This is a genomic window from Pedobacter sp. BMA, from assembly GCF_001027745.1.
GTDB lineage: Bacteria > Bacteroidota > Bacteroidia > Sphingobacteriales > Sphingobacteriaceae > Pedobacter.
In genome coordinates, this window is sequence record NZ_LECU01000006.1 from 726,115 (window position 1) to 751,657 (window position 25,543).

General features: G+C 41.1%; 20 protein-coding genes and 2 tRNA genes. 13 read left to right on the forward strand and 9 right to left on the reverse strand.

Features of this window, described 5'->3' with window-relative positions; translation table 11 throughout:
* The first annotated feature begins 152 nt into the window (after positions 1-152).
* From AB669_RS15220 to feoB, 3 genes are all read left to right on the forward strand, one after another.
* Positions 153-2,927, forward strand: a complete 2,775-nt coding sequence (locus AB669_RS15220; RefSeq protein WP_047800132.1) for a TonB-dependent receptor — start codon at positions 153-155, stop codon at positions 2,925-2,927.
* Between the two features lie 184 nt (positions 2,928-3,111).
* Positions 3,112-3,327, forward strand: a complete 216-nt coding sequence (locus AB669_RS15225; RefSeq protein ID WP_047800133.1) for a FeoA family protein — start codon at positions 3,112-3,114, stop codon at positions 3,325-3,327.
* A 10-nt stretch (positions 3,328-3,337) separates the two neighbouring features.
* Entirely contained in the window at positions 3,338-5,446 is a 2,109-nt protein-coding gene (gene feoB / locus AB669_RS15230; protein ID WP_082120690.1) for a ferrous iron transport protein B, read from the forward strand.
* Positions 5,447-5,484: 38 nt separating this feature from the next.
* On the opposite strand, the gene AB669_RS15235 is transcribed toward feoB, so the two are convergent.
* Entirely contained in the window at positions 5,485-5,961 is a 477-nt protein-coding gene (locus AB669_RS15235) for an Lrp/AsnC ligand binding domain-containing protein (protein WP_047800134.1), read from the reverse strand.
* A gap of 158 nt (positions 5,962-6,119) precedes the next feature.
* Between AB669_RS15235 and AB669_RS22195 the strand changes: the two genes are divergently transcribed.
* Both AB669_RS22195 and AB669_RS22200 read left to right on the forward strand, forming a co-directional pair.
* A tRNA-Asp gene (locus AB669_RS22195) sits at positions 6,120-6,232 on the forward strand.
* Between the two features lie 64 nt (positions 6,233-6,296).
* A tRNA-Asp gene (locus AB669_RS22200) sits at positions 6,297-6,441 on the forward strand.
* 225 nt (positions 6,442-6,666) lie between these two features.
* Here AB669_RS22200 and AB669_RS15240 read toward each other — a convergent pair.
* Positions 6,667-7,761 (reverse strand): acyltransferase, encoded by a 1,095-nt coding sequence (locus AB669_RS15240; RefSeq protein WP_047800135.1) that lies wholly within the window; start codon positions 7,759-7,761, stop codon positions 6,667-6,669.
* Positions 7,762-8,137: 376 nt separating this feature from the next.
* Here AB669_RS15240 and AB669_RS15245 point away from each other — a divergent pair, with 376 nt between their 5' ends.
* Positions 8,138-8,353: a hypothetical protein gene (locus AB669_RS15245; protein WP_047800136.1), complete on the forward strand. Its 216-nt coding sequence runs from the start codon at positions 8,138-8,140 to the stop codon at positions 8,351-8,353.
* A 406-nt stretch (positions 8,354-8,759) separates the two neighbouring features.
* Here AB669_RS15245 and AB669_RS15250 read toward each other — a convergent pair whose 3' ends face one another.
* Positions 8,760-9,626: an aldose 1-epimerase family protein gene (locus tag AB669_RS15250; RefSeq protein WP_047800137.1), complete on the reverse strand. Its 867-nt coding sequence runs from the start codon at positions 9,624-9,626 to the stop codon at positions 8,760-8,762.
* Between the two features lie 26 nt (positions 9,627-9,652).
* Entirely contained in the window at positions 9,653-10,912 is a 1,260-nt protein-coding gene (gene pepT / locus AB669_RS15255; RefSeq protein ID WP_047800138.1) for a peptidase T, read from the reverse strand.
* 60 nt (positions 10,913-10,972) lie between these two features.
* Between pepT and AB669_RS15260 the strand changes: the two genes are divergently transcribed.
* Genes AB669_RS15260 through AB669_RS15270 form a run of 3 tightly spaced genes read left to right on the forward strand, consistent with a single transcriptional unit; the run spans position 10,973 to position 14,085 of the window.
* Positions 10,973-11,698, forward strand: a complete 726-nt coding sequence (locus tag AB669_RS15260; protein ID WP_053058427.1) for a hypothetical protein — start codon at positions 10,973-10,975, stop codon at positions 11,696-11,698.
* Positions 11,699-11,726: 28 nt separating this feature from the next.
* Entirely contained in the window at positions 11,727-13,466 is a 1,740-nt protein-coding gene (locus AB669_RS15265) for a M14 family metallopeptidase (protein WP_047800139.1), read from the forward strand.
* Between the two features lie 4 nt (positions 13,467-13,470).
* Complete coding sequence (locus AB669_RS15270) at positions 13,471-14,085, forward strand: rhomboid family intramembrane serine protease (protein ID WP_047800140.1); 615 nt, start codon at positions 13,471-13,473, stop codon at positions 14,083-14,085.
* On the opposite strand, the gene AB669_RS15275 is transcribed toward AB669_RS15270, so the two are convergent.
* Complete coding sequence (locus tag AB669_RS15275; RefSeq protein ID WP_082120691.1) at positions 14,086-15,069, reverse strand: hypothetical protein; 984 nt, start codon at positions 15,067-15,069, stop codon at positions 14,086-14,088.
* A 137-nt stretch (positions 15,070-15,206) separates the two neighbouring features.
* A complete protein-coding gene (locus tag AB669_RS15280; RefSeq protein WP_047800142.1) occupies positions 15,207-16,343 on the reverse strand; it encodes a hypothetical protein in 1,137 nt (378 codons plus the stop codon).
* Positions 16,344-16,460: 117 nt separating this feature from the next.
* Between AB669_RS15280 and AB669_RS15285 the strand changes: the two genes are divergently transcribed.
* Positions 16,461-17,492, forward strand: a complete 1,032-nt coding sequence (locus AB669_RS15285; RefSeq protein WP_047800143.1) for a dipeptide epimerase — start codon at positions 16,461-16,463, stop codon at positions 17,490-17,492.
* On the opposite strand, the gene AB669_RS22435 is transcribed toward AB669_RS15285, so the two are convergent.
* Positions 17,470-17,613 (reverse strand): hypothetical protein, encoded by a 144-nt coding sequence (locus tag AB669_RS22435; RefSeq protein WP_231582697.1) that lies wholly within the window; start codon positions 17,611-17,613, stop codon positions 17,470-17,472. The genes AB669_RS15285 and AB669_RS22435 overlap by 23 nt on opposite strands.
* A 166-nt stretch (positions 17,614-17,779) precedes the next feature.
* Positions 17,780-18,097, reverse strand: coding sequence for a rhodanese-like domain-containing protein (locus AB669_RS15295; RefSeq protein ID WP_047800145.1), 318 nt, complete (start codon positions 18,095-18,097; stop codon positions 17,780-17,782).
* Positions 18,098-18,224: 127 nt separating this feature from the next.
* Between AB669_RS15295 and AB669_RS15300 the strand changes: the two genes are divergently transcribed.
* From AB669_RS15300 to AB669_RS15310, 3 genes are all read left to right on the forward strand, one after another.
* Positions 18,225-19,349, forward strand: a complete 1,125-nt coding sequence (locus AB669_RS15300) for a DUF4407 domain-containing protein (RefSeq protein ID WP_047800146.1) — start codon at positions 18,225-18,227, stop codon at positions 19,347-19,349.
* A gap of 66 nt (positions 19,350-19,415) precedes the next feature.
* Positions 19,416-21,248 (forward strand): M61 family metallopeptidase, encoded by a 1,833-nt coding sequence (locus tag AB669_RS15305; RefSeq protein ID WP_047800147.1) that lies wholly within the window; start codon positions 19,416-19,418, stop codon positions 21,246-21,248.
* Between the two features lie 14 nt (positions 21,249-21,262).
* Complete coding sequence (locus tag AB669_RS15310; protein ID WP_047800410.1) at positions 21,263-22,567, forward strand: M20/M25/M40 family metallo-hydrolase; 1,305 nt, start codon at positions 21,263-21,265, stop codon at positions 22,565-22,567.
* Positions 22,568-22,671: 104 nt separating this feature from the next.
* Here AB669_RS15310 and carB read toward each other — a convergent pair whose 3' ends face one another.
* Positions 22,672-25,509 carry a carbamoyl-phosphate synthase large subunit gene (gene carB, locus AB669_RS15315; protein ID WP_047800148.1) on the reverse strand — a complete coding sequence of 946 codons (2,838 nt, stop codon included), beginning with the start codon at positions 25,507-25,509 and terminating at the stop codon, positions 22,672-22,674.
* Positions 25,510-25,543: the final 34 nt, after the last annotated feature.

A 25,543-nucleotide genomic window follows, 5' to 3' on the forward strand; every position in this document is an offset into this window, starting at 1 on the left:
TACTTCAAGGTCCTGATTCAAAAAATCAGGACCTTTTTTTTTGTGATTTTAATAAATGTATAAATGACATTTATGTATTTCATTTGTTACTTAAGCCGAATAAACTTTTAAACCTTCTGTGAGTCTTTAATAATAATCAGCAAGCTAACCAGATGAGGAGAATTTTTACGCTTATACTTATTTTATGTTCTGCATTTGCCTACGCTCAAAAAACAGGTAATGTAAGCGGCCGGGTCATTCAGTCAAAAGACAAAAAACCAATTGATTACGCATCAATTGCCATTAAGAATCTTTCAGATTCTGTAACCGTTGGTGCGATGAGTACTGGTGAAGATGGAAAATTTATATACAAAGGGTTAAAGCCAGGTACTTATCGCCTGTATGCTGCTTTTCTCGGATTAAAAAATACCACTAAGGATTTCACTATTTCTGCTGATAAAACTGATATTGAATTGGGGGATGTGGTGCTCGAAGGGGCAGCTATCGATTTACAGACAGTCGAAATCAAAGCGGAAATACCGCCTATTGTGGTCAAGAAAGACACACTCGAATTTAATGCAAGTTCTTTTAAAGTTATTGAAAATGCTGTAGTAGAAGATTTATTGAAAAAGCTGCCGGGGGTTGAGGTGGATAAGGCGGGCGCAATAAAAGCACAAGGGGAAACCATTACCAAAGTGAGGGTAGATGGGAAGGAATTTTTTAGTAATGACCCTTTGCTTGCCACTAAAAATCTCCCTGCTGATATGATCGATAAAATCCAGATCATTGATGAGCTATCAGATCAGGCACAATTTACAGGGATTGATGACGGTTCGCGTACTAAAATCATCAACATCACCACCAGGAAGGACCGCAAGAATGGCTATTTCGGGAATTCGACAGCGGGTTATGGCTCAGATGACCGCTATGATATTAATGCCAACATGAATCGTTTTAATCAGGACCGTAAAATCAGTGTAGTCGCACAATTTAACAATGTAAATAAACAGAATTTTGGCGGCGGCCTCGGCGGTGGCAATGGTGGAAATAATGGAGGCCGTGGCGGTATCACGGATACCAAAGCTGGCGGAATTAACTTTGTGGATGTTTATGCCGATCAAACCGAGGTTAACTTTAGCTACTTTGTAAATAAATCAGATAATCTGATCGAACGAAACAGTGTTACCCAAAATCTCCTGGGAAATGTAACCACTATCTTCGACAACAAACAAGTGAATACCTCTGATCGGTTAAATCACCGCTTAAATTTTATGGTTGATACCAAACTGGATTCTTTAACCTCTCTGCGTATTCAACCCAACCTAAGCTATACCAATAATGAAAGCCTGAACATTAGCCGCTATAACCGGGATTATAAGCGCTACATGATTGACGGCTCACAAACCCTAACAAATCATAGCACTGCTCCATCCATAAGCAATAATATCCTGCTGCGTAAAAAGTTCATGCGACGTGGCCGTACCTTGTCGCTGAACCTGAATACCAACATTAATAACAATGACTCCGAAAATTACAATAATAATCCGGAGACAAGAATCGACAGCGGTAATGTCACTACACCCAAATTAACCAACCAGTTTAATGATCAGGAAAGTGAATCGCTGAGCCAAAGTACCAGGCTGGTGTATACAGAACCAATCAGTAAAACATTAAGCCTGGAGTTCAACTATCAGAATGGCTATAATCACAATACATCAGATCGTTATACCTATAACTACAATCCGGCTACTTTGCAATATGATCTTCTCGATCAGACTTACAGTAACGTTTATGAAAATACCATACTAACCAATAATGCCGGGTTTAGCTTCAACACCAACGAAAAGAAATATAACTGGAATGTGGGTATAGCCGTGCAGAACACAGACCGGACCAATAACAATATCAGCCGCGGTTATATACTCAGACAGAATGTATTCAACTACACGCCTTCTGCCATGTTCCGGTACAATTTCAGCAACAGCAAACGATTGGTGTTTAATTATAGGGGAAGCACCAACCAGCCAACCATACAACAGTTACAGCCTATTCCAAACAATACCAATACACAAAGTATTCCCGTTGGTAACCCCGATCTGAAACCTGAATTTAATAACACCCTTAGGGTAGCCTATAATACTTTTACTGCCGGTAAAAACCGGTCATTGTTTGTCAACCTAAACCTTACACAAACCTCAAATCGTATTGCAAACAGCAGCAGCCTGATCCAAAGTGGCGACGATCAGGGTAAGCTTGCCATTCTTCCTGTTAATGTGAACGGTGTTTATTCTGGTAACATTACCTCCTCCCTGAGCTTACCCATCATGGAAGAAAACAAACTTAACTTTCACATTAATATAGGCGGAAATTACGATCGGGATGTGAATTTCACCAACTCGCTTAAAAATATAACCAACAGCTGGTCAGTTAATAACGGTTACCGTTTGGTTTCCAACCTGGAGAAACTCGATCTAACTGCAGGTGTGAGCGGATCTGTAAACCGTGCTACCTATTCCGTACAGCCAAATTCCAATACCCGATATTATACTTTTAGTCCCAACGTAAGTGTAAGTTATCTTTTTCCGGGGGACATCCGATGGTCGGTTGATGCCGATTACAATCAGAATACTGGAAGAGGAGCAGATTTTGATACGCATTTTACACTTATTAACTCTTTCATCAGTAAACAGCTTTTCAAAAACAGGGGTGCTTTCAAAGCTGCAGTGAACGACTTACTGAACGAAAACCAGGGCGTAAGCCGTACTGCAAACAACAATACCATCCGTGATGAAAGTTTTAATGTTTTGAAGCGTTACTTCATGTTTTCTTTTACCTACTCCTTAAACCGGATGGGCGGCCGTAATATGATCCGGGGTAATCAGGAAGGCGGGGGTAGAGACCGTGGATTCGGCGGTGGCGGCTTCGGCGGCGGCAGGTCGAGAAATTAGAAAATTATAGCTATATCAACCTTTTTAAGTAAAATTTACCGAAATTTGGATACTGAAAGGGCGCTCTTATTTGGAATAAATCTAAAGAAAGGCTAACTTGCGCCCCAATCAGCACATGGATCAGCAGGGCCTGATAATCGAATCGGATCCACTGTAAAATGGTTACTTAAATCAAAGGCATCAGATGAAACTATCGCATCTAAAAGTAGGGGAAAAAGGGACAATAGTTGCCTTCACAGATCTTGACATGTCGGTTAAACTCATGGAAATGGGTTGTTTGCCTGGCGAAGTTGTGGAGGTGGAGCGCTTTGCTCCACTTGGTGATCCAATGGCGATTCGTGTGGCAGGTTATCAGCTTTGTTTGCGTAAAAGCGAAGCTGAGGTAATTATCATACAATAAATAAGCTGGTTTGGATATTAAAGTCGCATTAGTTGGTAATCCCAATACAGGTAAGTCTACGCTTTTTAATCGTTTAACAGGGTTAAATCAGAAAATAGGAAATTTCCCGGGTATTACTGTCGATAAAAAGACAGGCTATATGAAGCTTGTTAATGGCAAGGACGCTGAAATAATTGATTTACCCGGAACTTATAGTCTCTATCCGAAAAGCAGTGATGAAAGTATCGTTTTTCAGGTATTGGCTGATGAACAGAACAGCAGTCACCCCGATCTTATTGTCCTGGTTGTAGATGCATCAAACCTGAAGCGCAACATGCTTTTATATTCGCAGGTTGCTGATCTCGGAATTCCGATGATCCTGGCATTGAATATGATCGATCTGGCAGAGAAACAGGGTATAGAAGTTGATCTGGATAAACTGGCGGGAAAGCTGGGTGTTCAGGTGGTATCCATATCTGCCCGAAATAACATCGGCATGGATAAGCTGAAACAAGCCATTTCCAACGCCAACAAAATTGCTACCCAGTTTCAGGATGTTGATGTGAGCAGTTTGGCACCCGCTGCAATTAATGCAATTAAATCAAAGCTGAATTCTGATAACGATTATTATGCGTTGCAGGTTTTGCACCAGCACGAATACCTGACTTTCTTTACTGAACAGGAGCAGCAGGAAATTGAGGAGATTGAACAATCCCATCAGTTTGAATCCTCGAAGATTCAGGCTGCAGAAACCATAGCCCGTTATAAACACCTGTCTTCAGTATTGTCGGGTGTGGTATCAGATAGCGGAACAGCCAAGAAGTTTGTATTCAGTGATAAGCTTGATGGTATTTTAACCCATAAAATCTGGGGCTTTGCCATATTTTTACTTATTCTCTTTGTCATATTTAACGCCATTTTCGCCTGGTCATCGTATCCGATGGATTTGATAGAAAGCAGTTTTGGTTATATCACCGATCTGGGGCATGAATATCTGCCTGCGGGCATGCTGACAGATTTAGCTCTGGATGGCGTAATTGCCGGTTTAGGTGGAATCTTTGTGTTTATCCCTCAAATTGCCATATTGTTTGCATTTATCTCCATTCTGGAAGATACCGGTTATATGGCAAGGGTGACTTTCATGATGGATAAGATTATGAGCAAAGTTGGCCTGAGCGGGAAGTCGGTTGTTCCGATGATTGGTGGCTTAGCCTGTGCAGTGCCATCCATTATGGCTGCCCGTAACATCGAAAACTGGAAAGACAGGATGATTACCATCATGGTAACGCCGCTGGTGAGTTGCTCTGCGCGTTTACCTGTATATATCCTCATCATTTCTTTAATTATTCCATCTGAAAATGTCTGGGGTATATTTAACATGCAGGGACTTGCCCTGATGGTGATGTATCTGGTTGGTGTAATTGCTGCGGTTATTGTCGCCTGGATAATGAAGTTTATCATTAAAACCAAAGAGCGTGCCTATTTTATTATGGAGCTTCCTGTTTACCGCATGCCACGCTGGAAGAACGTTTTTTATACCATGTATGAGAAGTCGAAAACTTTTGTCTTCGAGGCAGGTAAGGTCATCATTGCAATATCCATTATCCTCTGGGTAATGGCATCTTTCGGGCCCGGAAACCGTTTTGAGAATATTGAAAAGAAATACGAAAGTGCATTAGCAGATACCACAAAGAACCCGGAACATATCAATACGCTGATTGCTACCGAAAAATTAGAAAATTCTTATGTAGGCATACTGGGTCGGTGGATTGAGCCTGCCATTCGTCCGTTGGGCTACGACTGGAAAATCGGCATTGGATTAATTACCTCATTTGCTGCCCGTGAAGCCTTTGTAGGTACCATGGCAACCATTTATAGTGTTGATGGGGGTGATGAAGATACATCAACCATCCGCGAGCGTATGTCGGCCTCTGTTCACTCACGAACAGGCTTACCGGTATATACTTTTGCAACAGGAATATCCCTGATGTTGTTTTATGCTTTTGCTATGCAATGCATGAGCACCGTGGCGATTGTTTACAGGGAAACCAAAGGCTGGAAATGGCCGGTTATTCAAATTGTTTACATGACAGCCATGGCCTACTTCGCCGCATTAATCGCATACCAGTTGTTGAAGTAGGCACCATAGCATCATCTGTGAATTGGGTCGGTATGTACCTAGCCCAGCTCAATCTGTCGTTTAATACTTTCTTCCAGGGAAATTAAGGTTTCCGTGCGTTGAATTCCGTTTACCGCCTGAATTTCTTCATTTAATACATGGCGGAGGTGATTAGTATCGCGACAAATAATTTTAGCGAACATACTGTACGATCCGGTGGTATAATGTAATTCAACAACTTCCTTGATCTTGTTTAGCTGGGCAACTGCATCTTTGTACTGAATACCCTTCTCTAAATAAATACCCAGGAAAGCACAAATATCGTATCCTGCTTTCTGTGGGTCGATGATCAGGTGTGAACCTTTAATAATGCCCATTTCCTGCAGTTTCTTCATTCTAACGTGTATTGTACCGCCCGAAACAATCAGATCTTTTGCTATTTCTGTATAAGGCTTTGTGGCATCCTGCATCAATTGCTTTAATATATCGATATCGAGGTTGTCAATTTCTAAATTGGAATTGTCTTTTTTAAGCATATTTTTGAATTATGATAAGCGAATTTACAAATATTTATCAATATTATAAAAATAAAATTAAATGTTTAAAATATTTGCAAGGTATTTATAGTTCCTTTACATTTGTATCAAGCAATTAACAAAAAGGGAACGTTCTTTAACAGATTTGCTTAACATACTGTAGGGTGGTGAAACAGGCAGACACACCTCCTTGTCTCGGTGGCGGAGAATAATGGGAATACCAGCAATGGCTAACCACTCCTTGGAGGTTCGATTCCTTCCCCTACAGCCATTGCAGTCACAATATACGTTTTATTCAAAAAGTAAGACCATTAATTGGAAACTGTTAATTTAAATGTTGGGTGGTGAAATTGGCAGACACGCCTCCTTGTCTCGGTGGTGGGGAATAATGGGACAAACGCAGTTTATTGGGTTGACCACAAATTAATTTTTTGAACTGTAGCTAACTACCCCTTGAAGGTTCGACTCCTTCCCCAACAGCATTTTTTATGAATAATAAGTTAGTTAATTGAGCAATCCTGGATAGGTTGCTCTTTTTATTTTCAGGCCATTTTGCAGAAACAGAAATGTTTAAAAATGAGAAAGCCCCATATCTCTATGAGGCTAAAATGAATGTCTTATAAGTATCCACCGATAAAACTAAACCAAACAAACTATATACTAAACGCAAGTCGGTTTGAATTGTTTTTAATTTTTTAAAAAAATTTAAAGATTCGTGGTTTCAGTATCCAACCATCTTTTTTGAAGGTATTTCCTGAGTGGTTGGTCTATCCATATCATCACCAGGTAGGCGATGAGTACCAGTAACATTACTGAAATAGCAACAATCAGCACGAGTTGGTTACCCGTTGGTTTATAGGTGTTGTAATAATTTCCGAATATCCATAAAGCTCCATAATGCGTCATATAAAGCGGATAGGAAATTTTACCAATCAGGTTACAGCATTTTTTTATACCTTCTGTTACATCAGTTCCTGCTCCAAGTGCAACCAGGAACGGAAAGTAAAGGAACACCACCAGTGTTTCCGTAATCCAGCTGATTGAAATAAACGGCATGATAAAGGCAAGAAATAAAAGGATGGCTGATACAATAAAGCCCAGTTTGTTTTTGATGATCCATGACGAACGGTATACTAATAACCCGGCCAGGAAAGAATAAAAAATTCTGGCTCCACCTTCCCAGAAGGTAGCACCACTCCAGCCACCCATCAGTGAGCCCGTAGTGTAGCTTACGTAAAACAGGACTATTGTTGCGATGATGAACAGACCGGTCAGGTATTTTCTGGACAAGCGGCAAAAAATAAAAGCATATAAAATATTGGCAATATACTCCCAGAAAAGAGACCATGACGGGGCGTTTAATCCAAATAGATTAAATGCACGATCTTCCATCACAGGAAAAGGAATCAATAATAATGAACTGATAAATAGGATTATGATCCGGCCGAGGCTATAACCTGAAGCTGCAGTAGAAAAAGGATCAAATAAAAATGTCAAAAGCCCTAAAAATGATCCAACAACTACCAGCGGATGCAGCCTGATGACCCTCGCTTTGAAAAATTCTGTTATTCCAAGCTTTTCCATTCTGTTGTCATAAGCGTACCCGATTACAAATCCCGAGAGACAGAAAAAGAAATCTACAGCCAGAAAACCATGGCCAATGAAATTCTTTGTCCAGTCGGTAAAAATAATTTCCATGAAATGGAAAATGACAACCGACAAGGCCGCTACACCACGTAAACCATCAAGAACGGCGAAGTGTTGCCGGGTATCATTGTTGCGATAGGAAATTGTGTTCATCGGTAGAGTAAGCCGTTTTATGGCTTTACTGCAAGGATAAAAAAAATGTGAAGATTATTCCAGGAATGGAGTATGGTTGTTACAAACCAAAAGTGCCTGTTGCTAAACGCGGTCTTAAAAATTTTTTGCTATAGAAAAAGCCTTTCTTTTGGAAAGGCTTTTTTGTGTTAATCTAAATCGTCCCGTTGATTCAAGTATAACGATCTAAATGTAAGTGTTTTATAGTCCTGTTCCAATTAAAAGGTAAAAATACCCTGGTCTTTGTATCAGTAATTCTAACATAAATTTATTTGAACTTGATATTTATCAATTTTAAATCTTTTGATGCCATGTTCGGGGAGCCTTTGATTATTTTTAGTTATTATTTAAGAAAATCATGATCAAAGTCATAAACCCCTATGTAGAAGAAAGCAAACTGGACGAGCTCAAGATTGGTGATGCGATAACAGATGGAGGTGGCTATACCGATATCATTGTACACATCGAGACACTCATTTCTTCCAAAGGTAAACTCTACTCCATCACCACCCGGTCAGGGATCATTTTTTCTGTAAATAAATATCCAAACCGCAATACCCCAACAGGCGACTAAGCCTTTTCCTGCGGGATTTCCACTTTATCCGGATTTCAACATCTTGCTGCCAGCTGCAGATTTCATTCAAATTTTCCTGTTTGCTGTTCCTACGACTTGCCTCATAGTTTCTTAGCTATTTTAATTTCTTGTGTATGACTGCAAAAATGCATCATCAGTTGGACTTGTCTTCTTTAAAGATAAGCGTAAGCCAGAAAAAAGATATCGGGCATACTCACACAAATCTTAAAGTGAAATCAAACACAACTTACCCAGTGCTTAAACAGTTGCTGACTGGGTAACCACTGGGTAAGCACTGGGTGAGCACTGGGTGAGCACTGGGTAAAAACTAAACGGTTATGCCTTTTCACCTACTGTAAAACAGGCTCAATTTTACCGTGTTTTTTAAGAAATTGAAATGTTACCTTTAGAAGCACTCTACTTCCCAGAAGCGCAACCAGTTTTCGTTGGGACTTAATTTAATGATGCCTTCCTTGTGACGAAGTTCCTGATTGTGATCAACACCATCTGCCACCCCGCACCATGGTTCCAGACAAACAAATGGTGCATCTTTTGCCGCCCAGATGCCAAAGAAAGGGAAATCTTCAAAATGGAAATGTAAGCCAAAGTCATTTTTGGTATTTAGCAGGCTGATACAGTTACTTTGCAATGTTTTAAACACCAAGGCATCGTTGTAGAAGAGTTCATGCCTGAGCTCCAGTTTGTGGCCATTAAGTTCGATATTGCTTGTGGTATTGGCTACCAGGCCATCGTTCAGTTCCCAGTAGGTTAATTTATCATCGCTGTTAAAGGCTAAATAGTAGTCACTATAGGTCGTGTCAGGTGTATTAGGTACTGCAAATGCAGGGTGAGCACCAAGAGAAAATAATAGCTCGTCAGTCCCATTGTTGATTACTTCGTAGGTTAAATTGAGTTTCCGGTCAATTAGCCTATATCTCAATTTTAACTCGAAGTAGAAAGGATAAATCTTTAAAGTATCTTCCGATTGAGATAGGGTAAAGACTGCTTCGGTTTCGCTTATTTTTTCAACGCTAAAAACATGATCCCTTGCAAAACCATGCCTTGGCAATGCATAGTTTTTTCCATTATAAATAAAGCTGTCGTTTTTTAAAGAGCCTACAATAGGGAATAATACCGGACTGTGTTTTCCCCAGTATTTAGAATCGGCATTCCACAGGTATTCAATATTTGTTTCCTTGCTAAAAAGGCCTTGTAGTTCGGCGCCTTTGGCAGCCAGATTTACCCTTAAGTAATCGTTTTCGATGGTGATCATGAGGTGCTAAAAATAACAAATTCCATTTAAAACTCACCACGCTCTTCCCATATACAGGCAATATTGATAATGGTTTGCACGGCTTTTTCCATATCCTGTACACTTACCCATTCCTGTTTACTATGAAAGGCATGTTCGCCAGCGAAAATATTCGGGCAGGGCAAGCCCATAAAAGATAATCTCGAGCCGTCGGTTCCGCCGCGGATGCTTTGTTTTTTGGCAACAACGCCTGCCCGCTCGATAGCTTCCACTCCGTATGCCACAATTTGTGGGTGTTGATCCAATATCTGTTTCATGTTTCGGTATTGCGGGGAAATCTTGAGGTCGTAACTTGAGCCGGGATATTTTGCCATTACAGATTCGACAATCGTTTTCAGGTGCGCTCCGTGTGCCTTCAGCCTTTCATCTGTAAAATCCCTGATAATGAAATGTGCTTCAGCCTGCTCCACTTGCCCCGAAATACTTACGGGGTGGATAAAGCCTTCCTTTTGACTGGTGGTTTCAGGGCTTAAGGTATCTTTGGGGAGTGTGTCAATGACTTCTGAGATAACTTTAATGGCACTTTCCATCTTTCCTTTTGCAAAGCCCGGGTGTGTGCTTACCCCGTCGATGATCAGGAATGCGCCATCGGCAGAAAAGGTTTCATCTTCAATTGAACCTAAAGTTTCGCCATCAATGGTATAGCCAAAATCTGCGCCCAGTTTCTGCAAATCTACCTGATCAACGCCGCGACCAATCTCTTCATCAGGCGTAAAAAGCACTTTGATTGTACCATGTTTTACCTCCGGGCTTTCCATAAAAAACCTGACCGCTTCCATAATCTCAGCCAGGCCAGCCTTATTGTCTGCACCCAGTAATGTGGTACCACTAGCTGTGATGATATCGTTTCCGATTTGATACTGCAGGTCTTTATGTTCAGACAATTTTAAAACAACTTTGCCGTCATCCGGAAGGATGATGTCCTGGCCTTGATAATTGTCATGAATAATCGGTTTAACATTTTCCCCGCTGCAGTCAGGAGAGGTATCCATATGGGAGCAGAAAAATATAACCGGTAATTTTTTATCACTGTTAGCTGGGATTGTACCATATACATAACCATTAATGTCTATTTCTGCATCAGAAATGCCCATTTCCTGTAATTCCTGAACTAAAAGCCTCCCCAGATTTTTCTGTTTTTCTGTAGATGGACAAGTCGATGATTGAGGATCGGACTGTGTGTCGATCTTCGCATATTTTATAAAACGCTTCGCTAAAGAGTTGTTAAAGCAGGTGTATTTGTTCATAATTCAAAGGTAAAAGTTATAGATATTGAATAAACATATTATTTTTGTTAAAAAAACGATATGATTTTAAGCCGTTTGAAAAAGTCTTTCCTGCCCGTGACCTTCATTTTCGTTGCCAATTTCACGTTTGCGCAATCTAACTATTTCAAATATTCATATGGATTTGGCGGCGGAATAAATAAATCCTACACCGACGTTTACGAAGGAAGTATAGGCTATACCACTTATGGTGTATTTGAATACAATTTAACCCCCTATGTTACGCTTGGACTGGATGGACAATACGGAATGGTTCAGGGGGGAGACATTCATACCGATCCTTATAACAGGCAGTTTGTTACAAAATACACCAGCGTTACCTTAAATGCCAAGGTGATGATGGGCGAGTATGTGTATTACGATAAGAGTGAGTTTTTATACAATTTAAGAGGGTTATATTTTGGTTTGGGCGTGGGCTTCATTAACAATAAAGTTACTGATGTAGTTCGGCAAAGGCCAAGTTTTTCTAATGATCCTGGCTATACCTTTCCTGGTAAAGATAAAAGTGTTAATCTGCATGTACCCATCAATGTTGGTTTCAATTATTTTATTACGGATGGCTATGGTTATCAGCGCTATATCATCAACATTAATGCCCAGGCAAACTACACTTTTGGAGAGGGACTGGATGGTTATGATGACCCGAGCAATAAGTTCAAAAACTATTCTCCCGATATCTTCAATGCTTATACGATAGGGTTTAGGTACATGTTTGGTACAATTAAAGCCTACCGTAAAACCCTTTAATCGCAAACACAATCCTTATATTTACCGCATGAGAAATTTTTTCATGCTGGGCCTGATTCTATTGACGCTTCACGCTTGGTCGCAAGAAACGTCATTTGAAAAGAGTGGGAAAACAGAAACTGCTACTTATGATGCTGCAATAAGCTATTATCAACACCTGGCTAAATCTTATCCAAAAGCAAGACTACTGAGCTATGGCGCAACAGATTTTGGGAAGCCATTGCACCTGTTGGTTCTATCGAACAGTCAGGTTTTCGATCCGGCCAGTCTCCGGAAAAGCAAGAAGAGCATTTTACTGATCAATAACGGGATTCATCCGGGAGAGCCTGAAGGCATAGATGCATCAATGATGCTGGCCAGGGATTTGTTAAAAGCCGACAAACTGCCAAAGGATGTGGTAATCTGTATCATCCCGCTTTATAATATCGACGGCAGTTTTAACCGAACCGCTACATCAAGGGCAAACCAGAATGGCCCGGTAGCATATGGGTTTAGGGGCAATAGTAAAAATTTAGACCTCAACAGGGATTTTATCAAAACAGATTCAAAGAATTCGGCTACATTTCAACACATTTTCAATACCTGGCAGCCGGAAATATTTGTAGATACGCATACCAGTAATGGTGCCGACTATCAATATGTGATGACGCTGATTCCGACGCAGAAAGATAAGTTAAACGCCATTCTGTCCGGATACCTTACCCAGACATTGGTTCCGGGTTTGTATGCCGCAATGGACAAGAAAGGCTATCCGATGATTCCTTACGTAAATTCGATTGGTGAAACTCCTGAAACAGGAATAACTGGTTTTATCGAGTCGCCAAGATATTCGACTGGCTACACCACCCTGCACAACACTATTGGATTTATGCCGGAAACGCATATGTTGAAATCTTACCAGTTGCGTGTGGATGCGACCTATAAGCTGTTACAGAGTTATATTAATATTGTTCAACGCGATTCCAGGTTGATCATCGCCAATAAGCAAAAAGCAGATGAGGATGTGGCGAAGCAAATGGCCTTTCCTTTAGACTGGAAACTGAACAAGTCGGAGGTTAATGATATCTCTTTTAAAGGGTACGAAGACGGACAAAAACCCAGTGCGGTAAGCGGAGCAGATCGTTTGTATTACGACCGGACAAAACCCTATACGAAAACCATTAAAGAATGGAATAAATTTGAACCGGGTATCATCATCCAAAAGCCTGTTGCCTACATTATTCCCAAGGCCTGGGATAAGGTAACAGATCTGTTGAGGCTTAACCATGTGAAAATGTTTGAGTTGAAAACAGATTCGAAAATTCCGGTTGAAAGTTATTATATCAGTGATCTAAAAACCGGATCCAGACCTTATGAGGGGCATTATCTGCATTCGGGGGTAAAGCTGAGCCCTACCTTGCAAACGCTCCAATACTATGCGGGTGATATTGTGGTTTACGTTAACCAGTCTACAAACCGTTATATTGTTGAGACGCTGGAGCCCCAGGCAACAGATTCGTTTTTTAACTGGAACTTTTTCGATTCCATTCTGGATCAGAAAGAACATTATTCTGCTTATGTATTTGAAGATACAGCCGCTCAGTTACTCCAAAACAATCCCGGTTTAAAAACACGGTTAGAAGCAAAGAAATCCACAGATAAAGAATTTGCCGGAAACGCTGCTGCTCAACTTGATTTTGTCTATAAAAATTCTGATTATTACGAAAAAACACACAACAGATATCCGGTTGCACGTTTGTTAACAGATGTGAAACTCGATTTAAAATAAACCCATGGAATACTTCAATATTGCTCCTGTAGCCTCACTGATTTTTGTTTTTACTATAGTAACCAGTTTGTACGCGTTTTACGATCAATCGCTTTATGGCAAGTTTATGCTGCATCCTTTCACGGTTTCGAGAGGCCGTAACGTATGGACAATCATTACCAGTGGGCTGATCCATAAAGACTGGATGCACCTTTTCTTCAACATGTTCACTTTTGTGGCTTTTGCCTTTACGCTGGAAAGGTTGCTGGGTAGCTGGCAATTCGGACTGTTATATTTTCTTTCTTTGATATTGAGTGATTTGCCTACGATTTTCAGACACAGGGAAAACTTTAATTATAATAGCCTCGGCGCATCGGGGGCCATCAGTGCGGTGCTTTTTAGCTTCATCTTATTTAGTCCGATGACTAAACTCTACATCATGTTCATTCCGATAGGGATACCTGCTGTTGTTTTCGGCTTTCTTTATCTGATTTATTGTGCCTATGCCTCCCGCAACTCACGAGACGGTATCAATCATGATGCTCACTTTTTTGGGGCATTAACAGGATTGATATTTACCATCATCTTTGTGCCTGGTATTTTGCAGAATTTTATTGCTGCCATAATGAACGGACGATAGTTATCCTGCAGCAGGCAGGCAAGGGTTTTCGAAAAAGCTCATCGGGTTTTCGAGATCTTTAATGATCTCGAACTTAACATAGCCCCATGGTTTCCAGAAGTTTTCCAACACCTGAGCGTAAACTTTGTGTTGCCATACATCAAACAGCGGTTTGCTCATATTTCCTCTCAGCGGCATGGCCTCGATATAGGTAGTTCCTTCAACCGGCATAAAGGTATATTCAGGCAAACGGTTAAAGAGGTAGGCTGAATAGTAGAATCTGGCTGTAAGTTCCTCAAACTGTTCGGCGGTAAGCGCTTTTTCTGCAATCTCTTCAATGATCTGATGATGATAACGCTTATTGGTTCCATTGTCTTGCAGGCAGGCAACAATACCAAAATCTTTAAACTTTAGTGAAAAGGTCAGTGTATTGATTTCATCGCGGAAGCTAAAAGGGGTTTCTGTATTTTCCAGTTTTACTACTGTGATAGACCAGGGGGTAAATTCCTCAAATTCGATACTGGTATAGAGGCTTTGCAGCATGAAATTCAGATTGGCAAATTTCATCATCAGAGATTGCGACATGTTTAGTCCATCGGCAGTCATTTCATTCCGTAAGGCAGAATGCATTTCGATATACACAAAGCCATAGAGAAATTTACCGATCCAGTTGAAAAGATCACGCTCAGACAAAGCAGCAACCGCTGCATAACCTTTGGCAAAGGCATGCTCAATCTTTTCTTCCAGCGGGTTAATAAACTGCTCATTCACCTCGCTGTTCACAGGAATCACAAGTGTGTTATAGGAACGGATACTTTCATCCAAAAATTGAATTTGCTCTTCGCCGGTCAAACCAGATTGCTCCAGCAGCCATTTAGGAATCAGTGGTGCCTGTATGACAGGCGTATTGAAGGTGTTGCCACTTAAGAAGCATTTTTTATATAAAAAATCAAACTTTTGGAAGGGATTGTATAAGCCGGTATTCATCGGTACAATATTAGCCATTATATTTTAAGGGCTGGTTAAGCATGATTTATTTTAACGCTGGGATTACCGAAGGAATTATTGTGGCGATAGCCTAAGCTATTTTGAATCCCTGCAGCGAGATCAAAACGCTGCGGGGATTTCTAGGCTGTCTGATTTTAATAATTGTTGTAGAAGTAGCCTATCTGGTCGACCAGCTGACTGTAAATAGGCTTTGTGAATTCCAGGAACAATACATTTGGTGGCGGGGGCAGGGATTCTTTTCTTCTGGTGAGTACCAGCTGATTTTTATCTAAAGCACGGTCGTCGCCTTTGTAGCTGGCCCAGCTATCCCTCCATACATAGGTTCCCGGAAACTTTTGCTGGCGGATAACTTTTTTGCTCTGCCAATCCATAATGGTCATATCCAATAATCCGGAGGAAGAGATATTTTTATCAAATATGCTCAGCGTTGCTTTCACGGTTCCATAAATGGGTTTACGCTCGCGTGTTTCGCCAATCACCACACTGTCGCGTTTGATTTTTTCAACCCTTTCTTTCACGTAGGTCTGGCCAACAACAAAATCGTCAAAATTCAGGCTCAGTACCTGGTCGGGAACAATTTTCTGATCGGTTGCCTGGTCTTCGGAATAGAAAATCACAAACTTGTTTCTCGAATAGTTGCCTATAAAACCATCAATCTGCTGCTGGAAGTAATCGGCACTCAATTTATAAGGGCCCCTGTTTACCAGGATAGGTTGCACCACTACGCGCGTTACAGCCGCCCAATAGGCCTCATCCAATTTAGCTTTTACATCTTTATAATTGGGTTGCAGGTTTTGGACTTTTTCAAATTCGTAATAAGCTTTTTTAGCCGATGACCGTGTGTTTTCATTCAGGAAGCCTGTTCCCGAACTATATCTTGCCGCCGCAGCATTATACCTGCTATCCGCAACTTCTTTTATATATTTCGCCGGATTGGGTACAATGGTTAAGCACGCGGGGCAGGTATTGATATCATCGGCCAGCTGGTTGAGTTTTTGATAATCGTACATGATCTGCTCCCATCTGAATAAATCGTTTGATAATTTAGCTTCATCTATTTTGCGAAGGTGATCCTGAATGGCAAACTCATACGCTGTTTTTAAAACCTGCTGGGCTTCTGCATTTTTTGGTGAATTTTGTAAACGGCTTACGGCTTTGGCTACAGAAGCATCATAATCTCCTTTTTGCAAAGCATTTTTACCCGTGGTACACCCGGCTAAAATAATGTAGCATAAATAAAGAAAATACCGGAGTTTTGAAATCGTTTTCATGGCTGAGCGAATTTATTCAAGGGATGAATATAGTGCAATTTATTCATTCATTGATTGGTTTTAACTGTACTTTTGCAAGGCTATCACCACCTTGATTTTATTATTAGACGATCAGATATGAAAATTAGTTGCAAGCCTTTTGAATTGATTCTAAAACATCCTTTTTCTATTTCAAAGTTTACCAGAACGAGTACGCCTTTAATGCTGTTGAAAATTCAATATGAAGATGTAATTGGTTATGGGGAAGCATCTATGGTTCCATATATGGGCGAGAGCTACGAAAGCGCTGCAGCCTTTATAAGCAATGTGGATTTAAGCCCTTTTAAATATCCTTTCAATTTTGATGAGATCATCAGTTATCTGGACACTGTTGCGCCAGGCCAGCCAGCTATAAAAGCCGCCATAGATATTGCGCTGAACGATATTAACGGAAAAATACAGCGCAAACCATGTTATGAAATTTATGGTGCTGACCTTGCAAAAATGCCCGTTACTTCCTATACCATCGGTATAGACACGGCTGAAGTGATCAGGGAAAAACTGAAGGATGCTGCAGACTTCAAAGTAATAAAGGTAAAGCTGGGTAGGGATAACGACCGTGAAATTATCCAAACCATCAGGAGCATGACCAATGTACCTTTATATGTTGATGCAAATCAAGGCTGGAGCGACCGCATTAAGGCGATAGACCTGATTTACTGGTTACATGATCAGGGGGTGGTTTTGATAGAGCAGCCTATGGATAAAAATGATCTGGAGGGGAATGCCTGGCTTACACAACGCAGTCCGGTTCCCTTACTCGCAGATGAGGCCGTGCAGCGTTTGGGCGATATGGAGCGCTTGAAAGGTGCTTATCATGGGATTAACATTAAGCTGATGAAAAGCTGTGGGATGTATGAGGGCAATCAAATGATACTAAAAGCCCGCTCCTTTGGTATGAAAGTTTTAATTGGCTGTATGAGTGAAACGAGCTGCGCAACGCTGGCGGCTGCGGCGCTGGCGCCATTATGTAACTGGGCAGATCTGGACGGACCCTGGTTAACCGTAAATAACCCTTTTGCCAATCCTGTTTTTGAGAATGGTAAGTATGTCCTGAATGACAGCCCCGGTTTAGGGCTCGAAGGTATTACTTCGGATCTTTTCCTTTAAAAGATTTCCTGATGTCTTTGGTAAGCTGATATTTAAAATAAAATAAACAGCAGGCTACACCGATTAAAAAACCTCCGGGAAGGTATTTAGCATTGTTGTAGCACCAGACTACCCCTAGCACAGAAAGTATAATGGCGAGGTTATAAAAGATATTTAAAGCGAATTTTTTACCCAAAGTTTTTGAATTGAATGCGTGATGAAAGAATGATGGAGTGATTGAATTTTGAATGATTGGTCAGGTGAATGGATTACTGCATTCAATCATTCAAAATTCACTCATTCAAAATTTAATAAACCGGCATGTTCGGATCAAAAGCTTCCTGCCACGCTAAAATCCCACCTTTTAAGTTATATAAATTGTCGTAGCCATACTGTGCTTCCAATTGCATCACAGCAGCAGCGCTCCTTTTACCACTACGGCACTGGATAATTACGGGTTTGTCTTTTGAAACTTTATCAGCCTCAATTAAAATTCCGCCCAATGGAATATTCTCTCCATCCAGGTTAGAAACTTCATATTCGAATGTCTCACGAACATCGATTAGTTGAAAATCTTCTTTATTGTCGATTTTCTCTTTTAGTTCTTGTACCGATATCTCTTTCATTTTGATTTTTGTGTTTATGCAAATATAGGAAAATCAAGTTTACGGAAATGATCAAAAAAAAGACATATAATTTTGCGCTAAACTGTAACAACTTTAATGCTTAGGCGTTTAACTATAAATTCTTAAAATGGACAAACTTAACCGTTTTTTCTGGTTTTGTTCTGGCGCACATATCCCTACACTGGAAAAGTATCCTACAGAGCAGAATAAATATACCGGCATTGGCGCTACTATCTTTTTTACAGGCTTATTTGCTGCCCTTTCTGGCGGCTATGCCATGTATTTCGTTTTCAAGGGCGACAATCTGGCTGTAATATTTGCAATTGTTTTCGGCTTTTTATGGGGTGCCGCCATATTTAATATGGACCGCTACATTGTATCGAGCATTAATAAAAGTGCCAGTACCAATAAGCAGCTTTTACAGGCCACCCCACGTATTTTACTGGCGATTATGATTGGTATGGTGATCTCCAGGCCAATTGAGCTCAAGATTTTTGATAAGGAAATTAAGGAACGCCTGAAGGTGAGCTATCTGAACGGACAGCGGGCAAAAATTGACACTTTAAATAAGGCCTTTGAAAACAAATACCAGGTTGAATTTGGTCGTTTAAACCAACAGAAAGCCACGCGCGACTCGCTGGAAAAAGGAATCAAGGCAGACAGACAAAAACTTAACTTTGAAATATTTGGTAATAAAACTACTGAAACGTCAGGTGTCATGGGCTACGGACCCTATGCCAAACGAAAGGAGGCAGAAATTAAGCAGCGCGAAACGGAGCTGGATTCATTAAAAGCCGGTATTGCCAAATCAGAGACCTTTGTCGACAAGCGCAAGGAATTTGATGACCTGTTTAACGAAAAGCTGTATACCAAAAAGCAACTCGACAGCCTGGCTGATGTGGCGGGATTTGCGGACCGCAACTGGGCACTGGGTCAGTTGAAGTTTAACGTAGATGGTTCAAGTGATAACAATACGGCTATTGCGGTTACTTTTATCGGCCTGTTGTTTATTTTCTTTGAATGTTTACCTGTTTTCGTCAAGCTGATGAGTCCCCGCGGACCATACGATTTTGCCTTATCTGATGGGGATGAGGTTTCGGTTTACTTATCTAAAAAAGATAAGGATTTTCATTTTGAGGTTGCCGATCAAATCCACGAGACGAGGGTAGACTCGGAGTCAACCAAGCAGAAAGAAATCATTAAAGGAAAGGCATATCGCGATCTGGAACGCTATAACCGGGGTGAAGAATAACCTTAAGACACTTCCGGAGTGCTGGATGATAGAAATGTATCCTGATTTATTTGTAATTTTAGTTCCATGAAGAAATTTTTAGGCACCGCTTTATTCAGCGTGCTGTCATTCGCCTGCTTTGGTCAGGATGAAATTAGTTACACCGTCTCCTTTCCAAATGCCATCCACCACGAGGCTGAAATTACTATGGTGATACCGAGGGTGCCGGCAGGGGCTTTAAAGGTGAGGATGAGCCGCTCCTCCCCGGGACGCTATGCTACACACGAATTCGGGAAAAATGTATACAATTTTAAGGCATTTGACCCAAACGGGAAGGCTCTGGCACTGAAGCAACCAGCTGGTGATGTTTATGAAATTCCTGATCATGGCAATACGGTTAAAGTTACTTATACTTTATTTGGCAATTGGATAGATGGTACCTATGCCGGTTTCGATGAAACCCATGCACATATGAATATCCCTGCCACGTTTGCATTTCCGCTTGGCTTGGATGCACGTGCGCGCCTGGTTAAGTTCAACTATGAGGGGAAAAAAAACTGGAAGGTAGCCACACAGCTTAAACCAATGGGCAACAATACTTTTTATGCGGCCAATCTCCAGTATTTTATGGATAGCCCAACAGAAATTGCTGATTATAAAACTGCAAGCTGGGACGTTGAAAATAGGGATGGAAAAGTGCAGACCATTCATTTGATTACCCATTCTGATGATAGTCAGGAAACCATTAACCAATATGCCGAAATGCTGAAGAAAATGGTTGCAGAACATTACGCGGTATGGGGTGAATTTCCTGTTTACGATTATGGCCATTATTACTTTCTTGATGACGTGTATCCGGCGAATGCGGGAGATGGTATGGAACATCGCAATTCGACGTCAATCGTTCAGCGAACACCTAAAATAGCAGGCTACGAAGGCAATTTGCTGGGCACCTTTTCCCACGAATATTTCCATAGCTGGAATGTAGAACGCTTGCGGCCGAAAACTTTGGAGCCCTTCAACTTTGAACACTCCAATATCAGTGATGAGCTTTGGCTGGCTGAAGGTTTTACACAGTATTATGGTGGTTTATTATTAACGCGATCGGGCTTAAAGACGATAGACAATGCGGTTCAGGCTTTTAACGGAATGGTAAACGCAGTGCTCAATTCACCCGGCGCCAACCGATATTCTCCGATTCAGGCAAGCAGGTATGCGGTTTTCGCCGACGCAGGGGTTGCAATAGACCAAACCAATAAAAACAATATATTTCTTTCCTATTATACTTATGGTGCTGCCACTGCTTTAGCGCTTGATCTTCGGTTGCGTTCGGAATTTAAACTTACGCTCGACGATTACATGAGGGCGCTTTGGAAAGCCTATGGCAAACCTGAAATCGCTTATACGGTACCCGACCTGGAAAAAACGCTTGGTGAATTGACAAAAAGTACCGCTTTTGCGAAAGACTTTTTCGGCAGGTACATTTACGGAACGGAAAAAAACGACTATGCAAAATTATTGTTAAATGCGGGTTTCGTTTTGCGCAAGGCAAATCCGGGTAAAGCATATACAGGCTTTGGGCGTGTAACCGTTGAAGGTGGGAAAGTAAGTTTGCCGCAAACTTTAGTGGGCTCTCCAGCTTACCAGGCAGGACTGGATGCTGACGATGTGATCCTAACAATGGGTGGTAAAGAAGTTAAAGATCTGGCAACCCTGAACGCTGCTTCAGCAGATTTCAAACCCGGCGACGTTGTTGATGTTACTTATCTTTATCGTGGTGAATCGAAATCAACCAGGTTAACTTTTGCCGAAGACCCGGGGCTGGAAATCGTAACGATAGAGAAAACCGGAGGAACAGTAACACCGGCTATGCAAAGTTTCAGGGATAATTGGTTAAACTCGCAAATAAAATCAAAATAACAGAACATACAACAATGAAAAAACTATTCCTATTTACGCTTGTCGGGATGGCGGGTTTGCAGCTGAGGGCGCAAAATATTGATAAAATCATCACCAGAGCATATACTGATCACCTGATTAAAACACTTAGTGCTGATGACATGCAGGGACGCGCCACGTTCACACCTGGTATTGATAAGGCTGCAACCTTCATCGAATCGGAATTTCAACAGATTGGTTTAAAACCTTTAACGGGCGAGAAGACTTTCCGTCAGACTTTTTACAAGTATCAGATTACGCCACAAAGCAGTAGTGTAAAAATTGATGGTCAGGCAATACCAACAGAAAAGATTTTTGCTACCGGTGTAAATGCAGAGAAAGTAACGTTAAACCAGTCAAATACTGCTGTGATCAGGTTTGATCCGGAAAAGCCTTTTGTTGAACAGCTCCGGGCGGTAATGGGCTCGACTAAAAACCAATTGATTCTGGTAGATGAAAAGTTTACTGAATATTTTAACCGTTACAAGGGACGTTTCAACAGGGCCGGAATAGTTGATGCAAAAGATATGGAGCCTGGCAAGCAGGCTGTTCAGGTTTTTGTTTTAGGAATACCTTCTGCCACAAGTTTTAATGCAGAATTTACTGCGGGCATCAAAAAAATGCCGCTTTTTAATGTTGCCGGAATGATTCCCGGTAAGTTGAAAGCAAAAGAGCTGGTGGTTTTCTCCGGGCACTATGATCACCTGGGTGTGTTGAAAAGCGTAGAGGGAGATAGCATTGCAAACGGAGCTGATGATGATGCATCAGGTACTACGGCCATGATTGCCCTTGCCAAATATTATAAGGCACAAAAAAATAACGAACGTACGCTGATTTTTGTTGCTTTCACTGCAGAGGAAATTGGTGGCTTTGGTGCGAAATATTTCTCAGAGAAATTGAATCCCGATGAGGTTGTAGCCATGTTCAACATCGAAATGATTGGTAAAGATTCGAAATTTGGCAAGAATACAGCCTTTATAACAGGGTATGAAAGATCTGACTTCGGACAGATATTACAAAAGAACCTTGCCGGAACAGAATTCACTTTTCATCCGGATCCTTATCCTGAGCAAAACTTATTTTACAGAAGCGATAATGCGACGTTAGCTGCTTTAGGTGTTCCGGCCCATACCATCAGTACCGATAAAATTGATATTGATAAATTATACCATACAGTTAAGGATGAATACAGTTCTTTAGATGTTGAAAATATTTTATCTACCATAAAGGCTATTGCCAAGAGTGCAACTACTATAGTGAATGGCACTGATACGCCAACGCGAATCCCTAAATTAAAGTAATAGCAGATTAGGCTAAACGGGTTTAATATCAAAAAGTATATTATACAAAGAAGGCCGGTGCATTTGCACCGGCCTTTACTATTTGTTGAGTGTTTGTAAGCAGGTTACTTGCTTAAATACATCGATTTGTCTTTATAAAGCTTACGGAAGTAAGGATCTTCGAGATCTTTGATGAAACGGATCGCTTCACCAGTTGATTTCATCTCAGGGCCTAATTCCTTTGTCACTTCAGGGAATTTCTCATAAGAGAATACAGGTTCTTTAATTGCATATCCCTGCAATTTACGTTCGATGGTGAAATCTTTCAATTTTGCCACCCCTAACATAATTTTAGCTGCGATATTGATATAAGGAACATCGTAAGCTTTTGCAATGAAAGGAACTGTACGGGATGCCCTTGGATTGGCTTCGATTACATACACCTTCTCATCTTTAATGGCGAACTGAATGTTCAATAAACCTCTTACATTTAAAGCTTTTGCGATTTTGATCGAATATTCTTCCATTGCTTTGGTTACCGTTTCGGGTAAGCTAAAGGTTGGTAGTACTGCGAAGGAGTCTCCTGAGTGTATCCCTGCAGGCTCGATGTGTTCCATCATACCTACAATGTGAACATCATCACCATCAGAGATGGAATCAGACTCAGCTTCTTCAGCCCTGTCTAAAAAGTGATCAATTAATACGCGGTTTCCAGGTAAATCACCTAATAACTTAACTACTGCTTTTTCAAGGTCTTCATCGTTAATGACAATGCTCATGCCCTGACCACCCAATACGTAACTTGGACGAACCAATACCGGATAACCCACTTCGTTCGCAACCACAATTGCTTCTTCAGCATTTTCTGCTACACCATATTTTGGATATGGAATGTTCAGCTCTTTTAGTAAGTCTGAGAAACGACCACGATCTTCAGCAATATCCATGTTTTCGAAAGATGTACCAATGATTTTGATCCCTTTTTCGGTTAACTTTTCGGCCATTTTAAGGGCTGTTTGACCGCCTAACTGAACAATCACACCTTCTGGTTTTTCCAGATCGATGATTTCGCGAACATGCTCCCAGAATACCGGTTCAAAGTAAAGCTTATCTGCCATGTTGAAATCGGTAGAAACCGTTTCAGGGTTACAGTTAACCATGATGGCTTCAAACCCTGTTTCTTTGGCAGCAAGCAGGCCGTGTACGCAAGAGTAATCGAACTCTATACCCTGACCAATACGGTTAGGGCCAGAACCTAACACGATTACCTTTTTACGGTCAGACGCGATGGATTCATTTTCTTCTTCGAAGGTTGAATAATAGTATGGCGTTTGTGCAGGGAATTCAGCCGCACAGGTATCAACCATTTTGTAAACCCTGCGGATGCCTAATTCTTTTCTGCGGTCGTAAACGTCATCTTCTGTTACGTTACCTAACAGCCAGGCGATCTGAACGTCAGAGAAACCTTTTTGTTTTAGCGTGAAGAAGAAATCACGCGGAATATTATTTAATGAATATCTTTTTAACTCAGTTTCTAAGGCAACAAGCTCCTGGATCTGGTTTAAGAACCATTTATCTATTTTGGTAACTTTGCGGATCGACTCCAATGGAACACCCATTGCCATCGCATCTTTGATTAAAAACAGGCGATTCCATGAAGCATGCTCCAAACCGTCCATTATTTCTTCGATGTTACGAACCTGACGGCCATCTGCCCCTAAACCTGCACGGCCAATTTCAAGACTCTGACAGGCTTTTTGTAAAGCCTCGATGAATGTGCGGCCAATTGCCATTACCTCACCTACAGATTTCATCTGCAAACCAAGCTCTTTGTTTGCACCTTTAAATTTGTCGAAGTTCCAGCGGGGAACTTTTACGATAACGTAATCTAAAGTAGGCTCGAAGTAAGCTGATGTAGTTTTGGTAATCTGGTTTTCAATTTCATCCAGGTTGTAGCCGATGGCTAGCTTAGCTGCGATTTTGGCAATCGGGTAACCTGTTGCTTTACTTGCAAGTGCCGATGAACGTGAAACACGTGGGTTGATTTCGATGGCGATAATATCATCGTTTACAGGATTTACTGAAAACTGTACATTACAACCACCTGCAAAAGTTCCGATGGCACGCATCATTTTGATGGCTTGATTTCGCATTTCCTGATAACAACGATCAGACAATGTCATTGCAGGGGCAACCGTAATTGAATCTCCGGTGTGGATACCCATTGGATCGAAGTTTTCGATTGAGCAAATGATAATTACGTTATCATTGCTGTCTCTTAATAATTCCAATTCATATTCTTTCCAACCTAAAACAGCCTGTTCTACCAAAACCTCGTGAGTTGGAGATGCCTCTAAACCGCGTTTAAGTGCTGCATCAAACTCTTCCTTTTTATGTACAAAACCACCACCAGAACCACCTAATGTATACGATGGACGGATTACCAATGGAAAACCGATTTCCTGGGCAGCTTCTTTACCTTCTAAAAAGGAGTTTGCGATCTTAGATGGCGCTACCCCCACACCGATATCAACCATTAACTGGCGGAAAGCCTCGCGGTTTTCGGTTTTTTCGATAGCATCAACATCCACACCAACTACCTTAACACCATATTTTTCCCAAACACCACGCTCGGAAGCCTCTACGCAAAGGTTTAATGCAGTTTGTCCACCCATGGTAGGCAATACAGCATCAATTCTTGGCAAATCTGAAGAGGCAATGTGCTCCTGTAAAATAGTCTCAATCGAATCAACGGTTAGCGGGCGAAGATAAACATGATCGCCGATGACCTTATCCGTCATGATGGTGGCCGGATTTGAGTTGATGATAGAAACGGTGATTCCTTCTTCTTTTAAAGAAAGGGCCGCTTGAGAACCCGAGTAATCAAATTCGCAGGCTTGTCCAATAATAATTGGTCCTGATCCGATAATCAATACTGAGCGAATGGAAGTGTCTTTAGGCATGATAGCTTAATACAAAAATTAAAATTCTAAAGTT

Excerpts from the sequence above, each read along its gene's own strand:
- AB669_RS15220 (WP_047800132.1), top strand. The coding sequence starts at position 153 with ATGAGGAGAATTTTTACGCTTATACTTATTTTATGTTCTGCATTTGCC.
- AB669_RS15225 (WP_047800133.1), top strand. The coding sequence starts at position 3,112 with ATGAAACTATCGCATCTAAAAGTAGGGGAAAAAGGGACAATAGTTGCC.
- AB669_RS15235 (WP_047800134.1), bottom strand. The coding sequence starts at position 5,961 with ATGCTTAAAAAAGACAATTCCAATTTAGAAATTGACAACCTCGATATC.
- AB669_RS15240 (WP_047800135.1), bottom strand. The coding sequence starts at position 7,761 with ATGAACACAATTTCCTATCGCAACAATGATACCCGGCAACACTTCGCC.
- AB669_RS15245 (WP_047800136.1), top strand. The coding sequence starts at position 8,138 with ATGATCAAAGTCATAAACCCCTATGTAGAAGAAAGCAAACTGGACGAG.
- AB669_RS15250 (WP_047800137.1), bottom strand. The coding sequence starts at position 9,626 with ATGATCACCATCGAAAACGATTACTTAAGGGTAAATCTGGCTGCCAAA.
- pepT (WP_047800138.1), bottom strand. The coding sequence starts at position 10,912 with ATGAACAAATACACCTGCTTTAACAACTCTTTAGCGAAGCGTTTTATA.
- AB669_RS15260 (WP_053058427.1), top strand. The coding sequence starts at position 10,973 with ATGATTTTAAGCCGTTTGAAAAAGTCTTTCCTGCCCGTGACCTTCATT.
- AB669_RS15265 (WP_047800139.1), top strand. The coding sequence starts at position 11,727 with ATGAGAAATTTTTTCATGCTGGGCCTGATTCTATTGACGCTTCACGCT.
- AB669_RS15270 (WP_047800140.1), top strand. The coding sequence starts at position 13,471 with ATGGAATACTTCAATATTGCTCCTGTAGCCTCACTGATTTTTGTTTTT.
- AB669_RS15275 (WP_082120691.1), bottom strand. The coding sequence starts at position 15,069 with ATGGCTAATATTGTACCGATGAATACCGGCTTATACAATCCCTTCCAA.
- AB669_RS15280 (WP_047800142.1), bottom strand. The coding sequence starts at position 16,343 with ATGAAAACGATTTCAAAACTCCGGTATTTTCTTTATTTATGCTACATT.
- AB669_RS15285 (WP_047800143.1), top strand. The coding sequence starts at position 16,461 with ATGAAAATTAGTTGCAAGCCTTTTGAATTGATTCTAAAACATCCTTTT.
- AB669_RS15295 (WP_047800145.1), bottom strand. The coding sequence starts at position 18,097 with ATGAAAGAGATATCGGTACAAGAACTAAAAGAGAAAATCGACAATAAA.
- AB669_RS15300 (WP_047800146.1), top strand. The coding sequence starts at position 18,225 with ATGGACAAACTTAACCGTTTTTTCTGGTTTTGTTCTGGCGCACATATC.
- AB669_RS15305 (WP_047800147.1), top strand. The coding sequence starts at position 19,416 with ATGAAGAAATTTTTAGGCACCGCTTTATTCAGCGTGCTGTCATTCGCC.
- AB669_RS15310 (WP_047800410.1), top strand. The coding sequence starts at position 21,263 with ATGAAAAAACTATTCCTATTTACGCTTGTCGGGATGGCGGGTTTGCAG.
- carB (WP_047800148.1), bottom strand. The coding sequence starts at position 25,509 with ATGCCTAAAGACACTTCCATTCGCTCAGTATTGATTATCGGATCAGGA.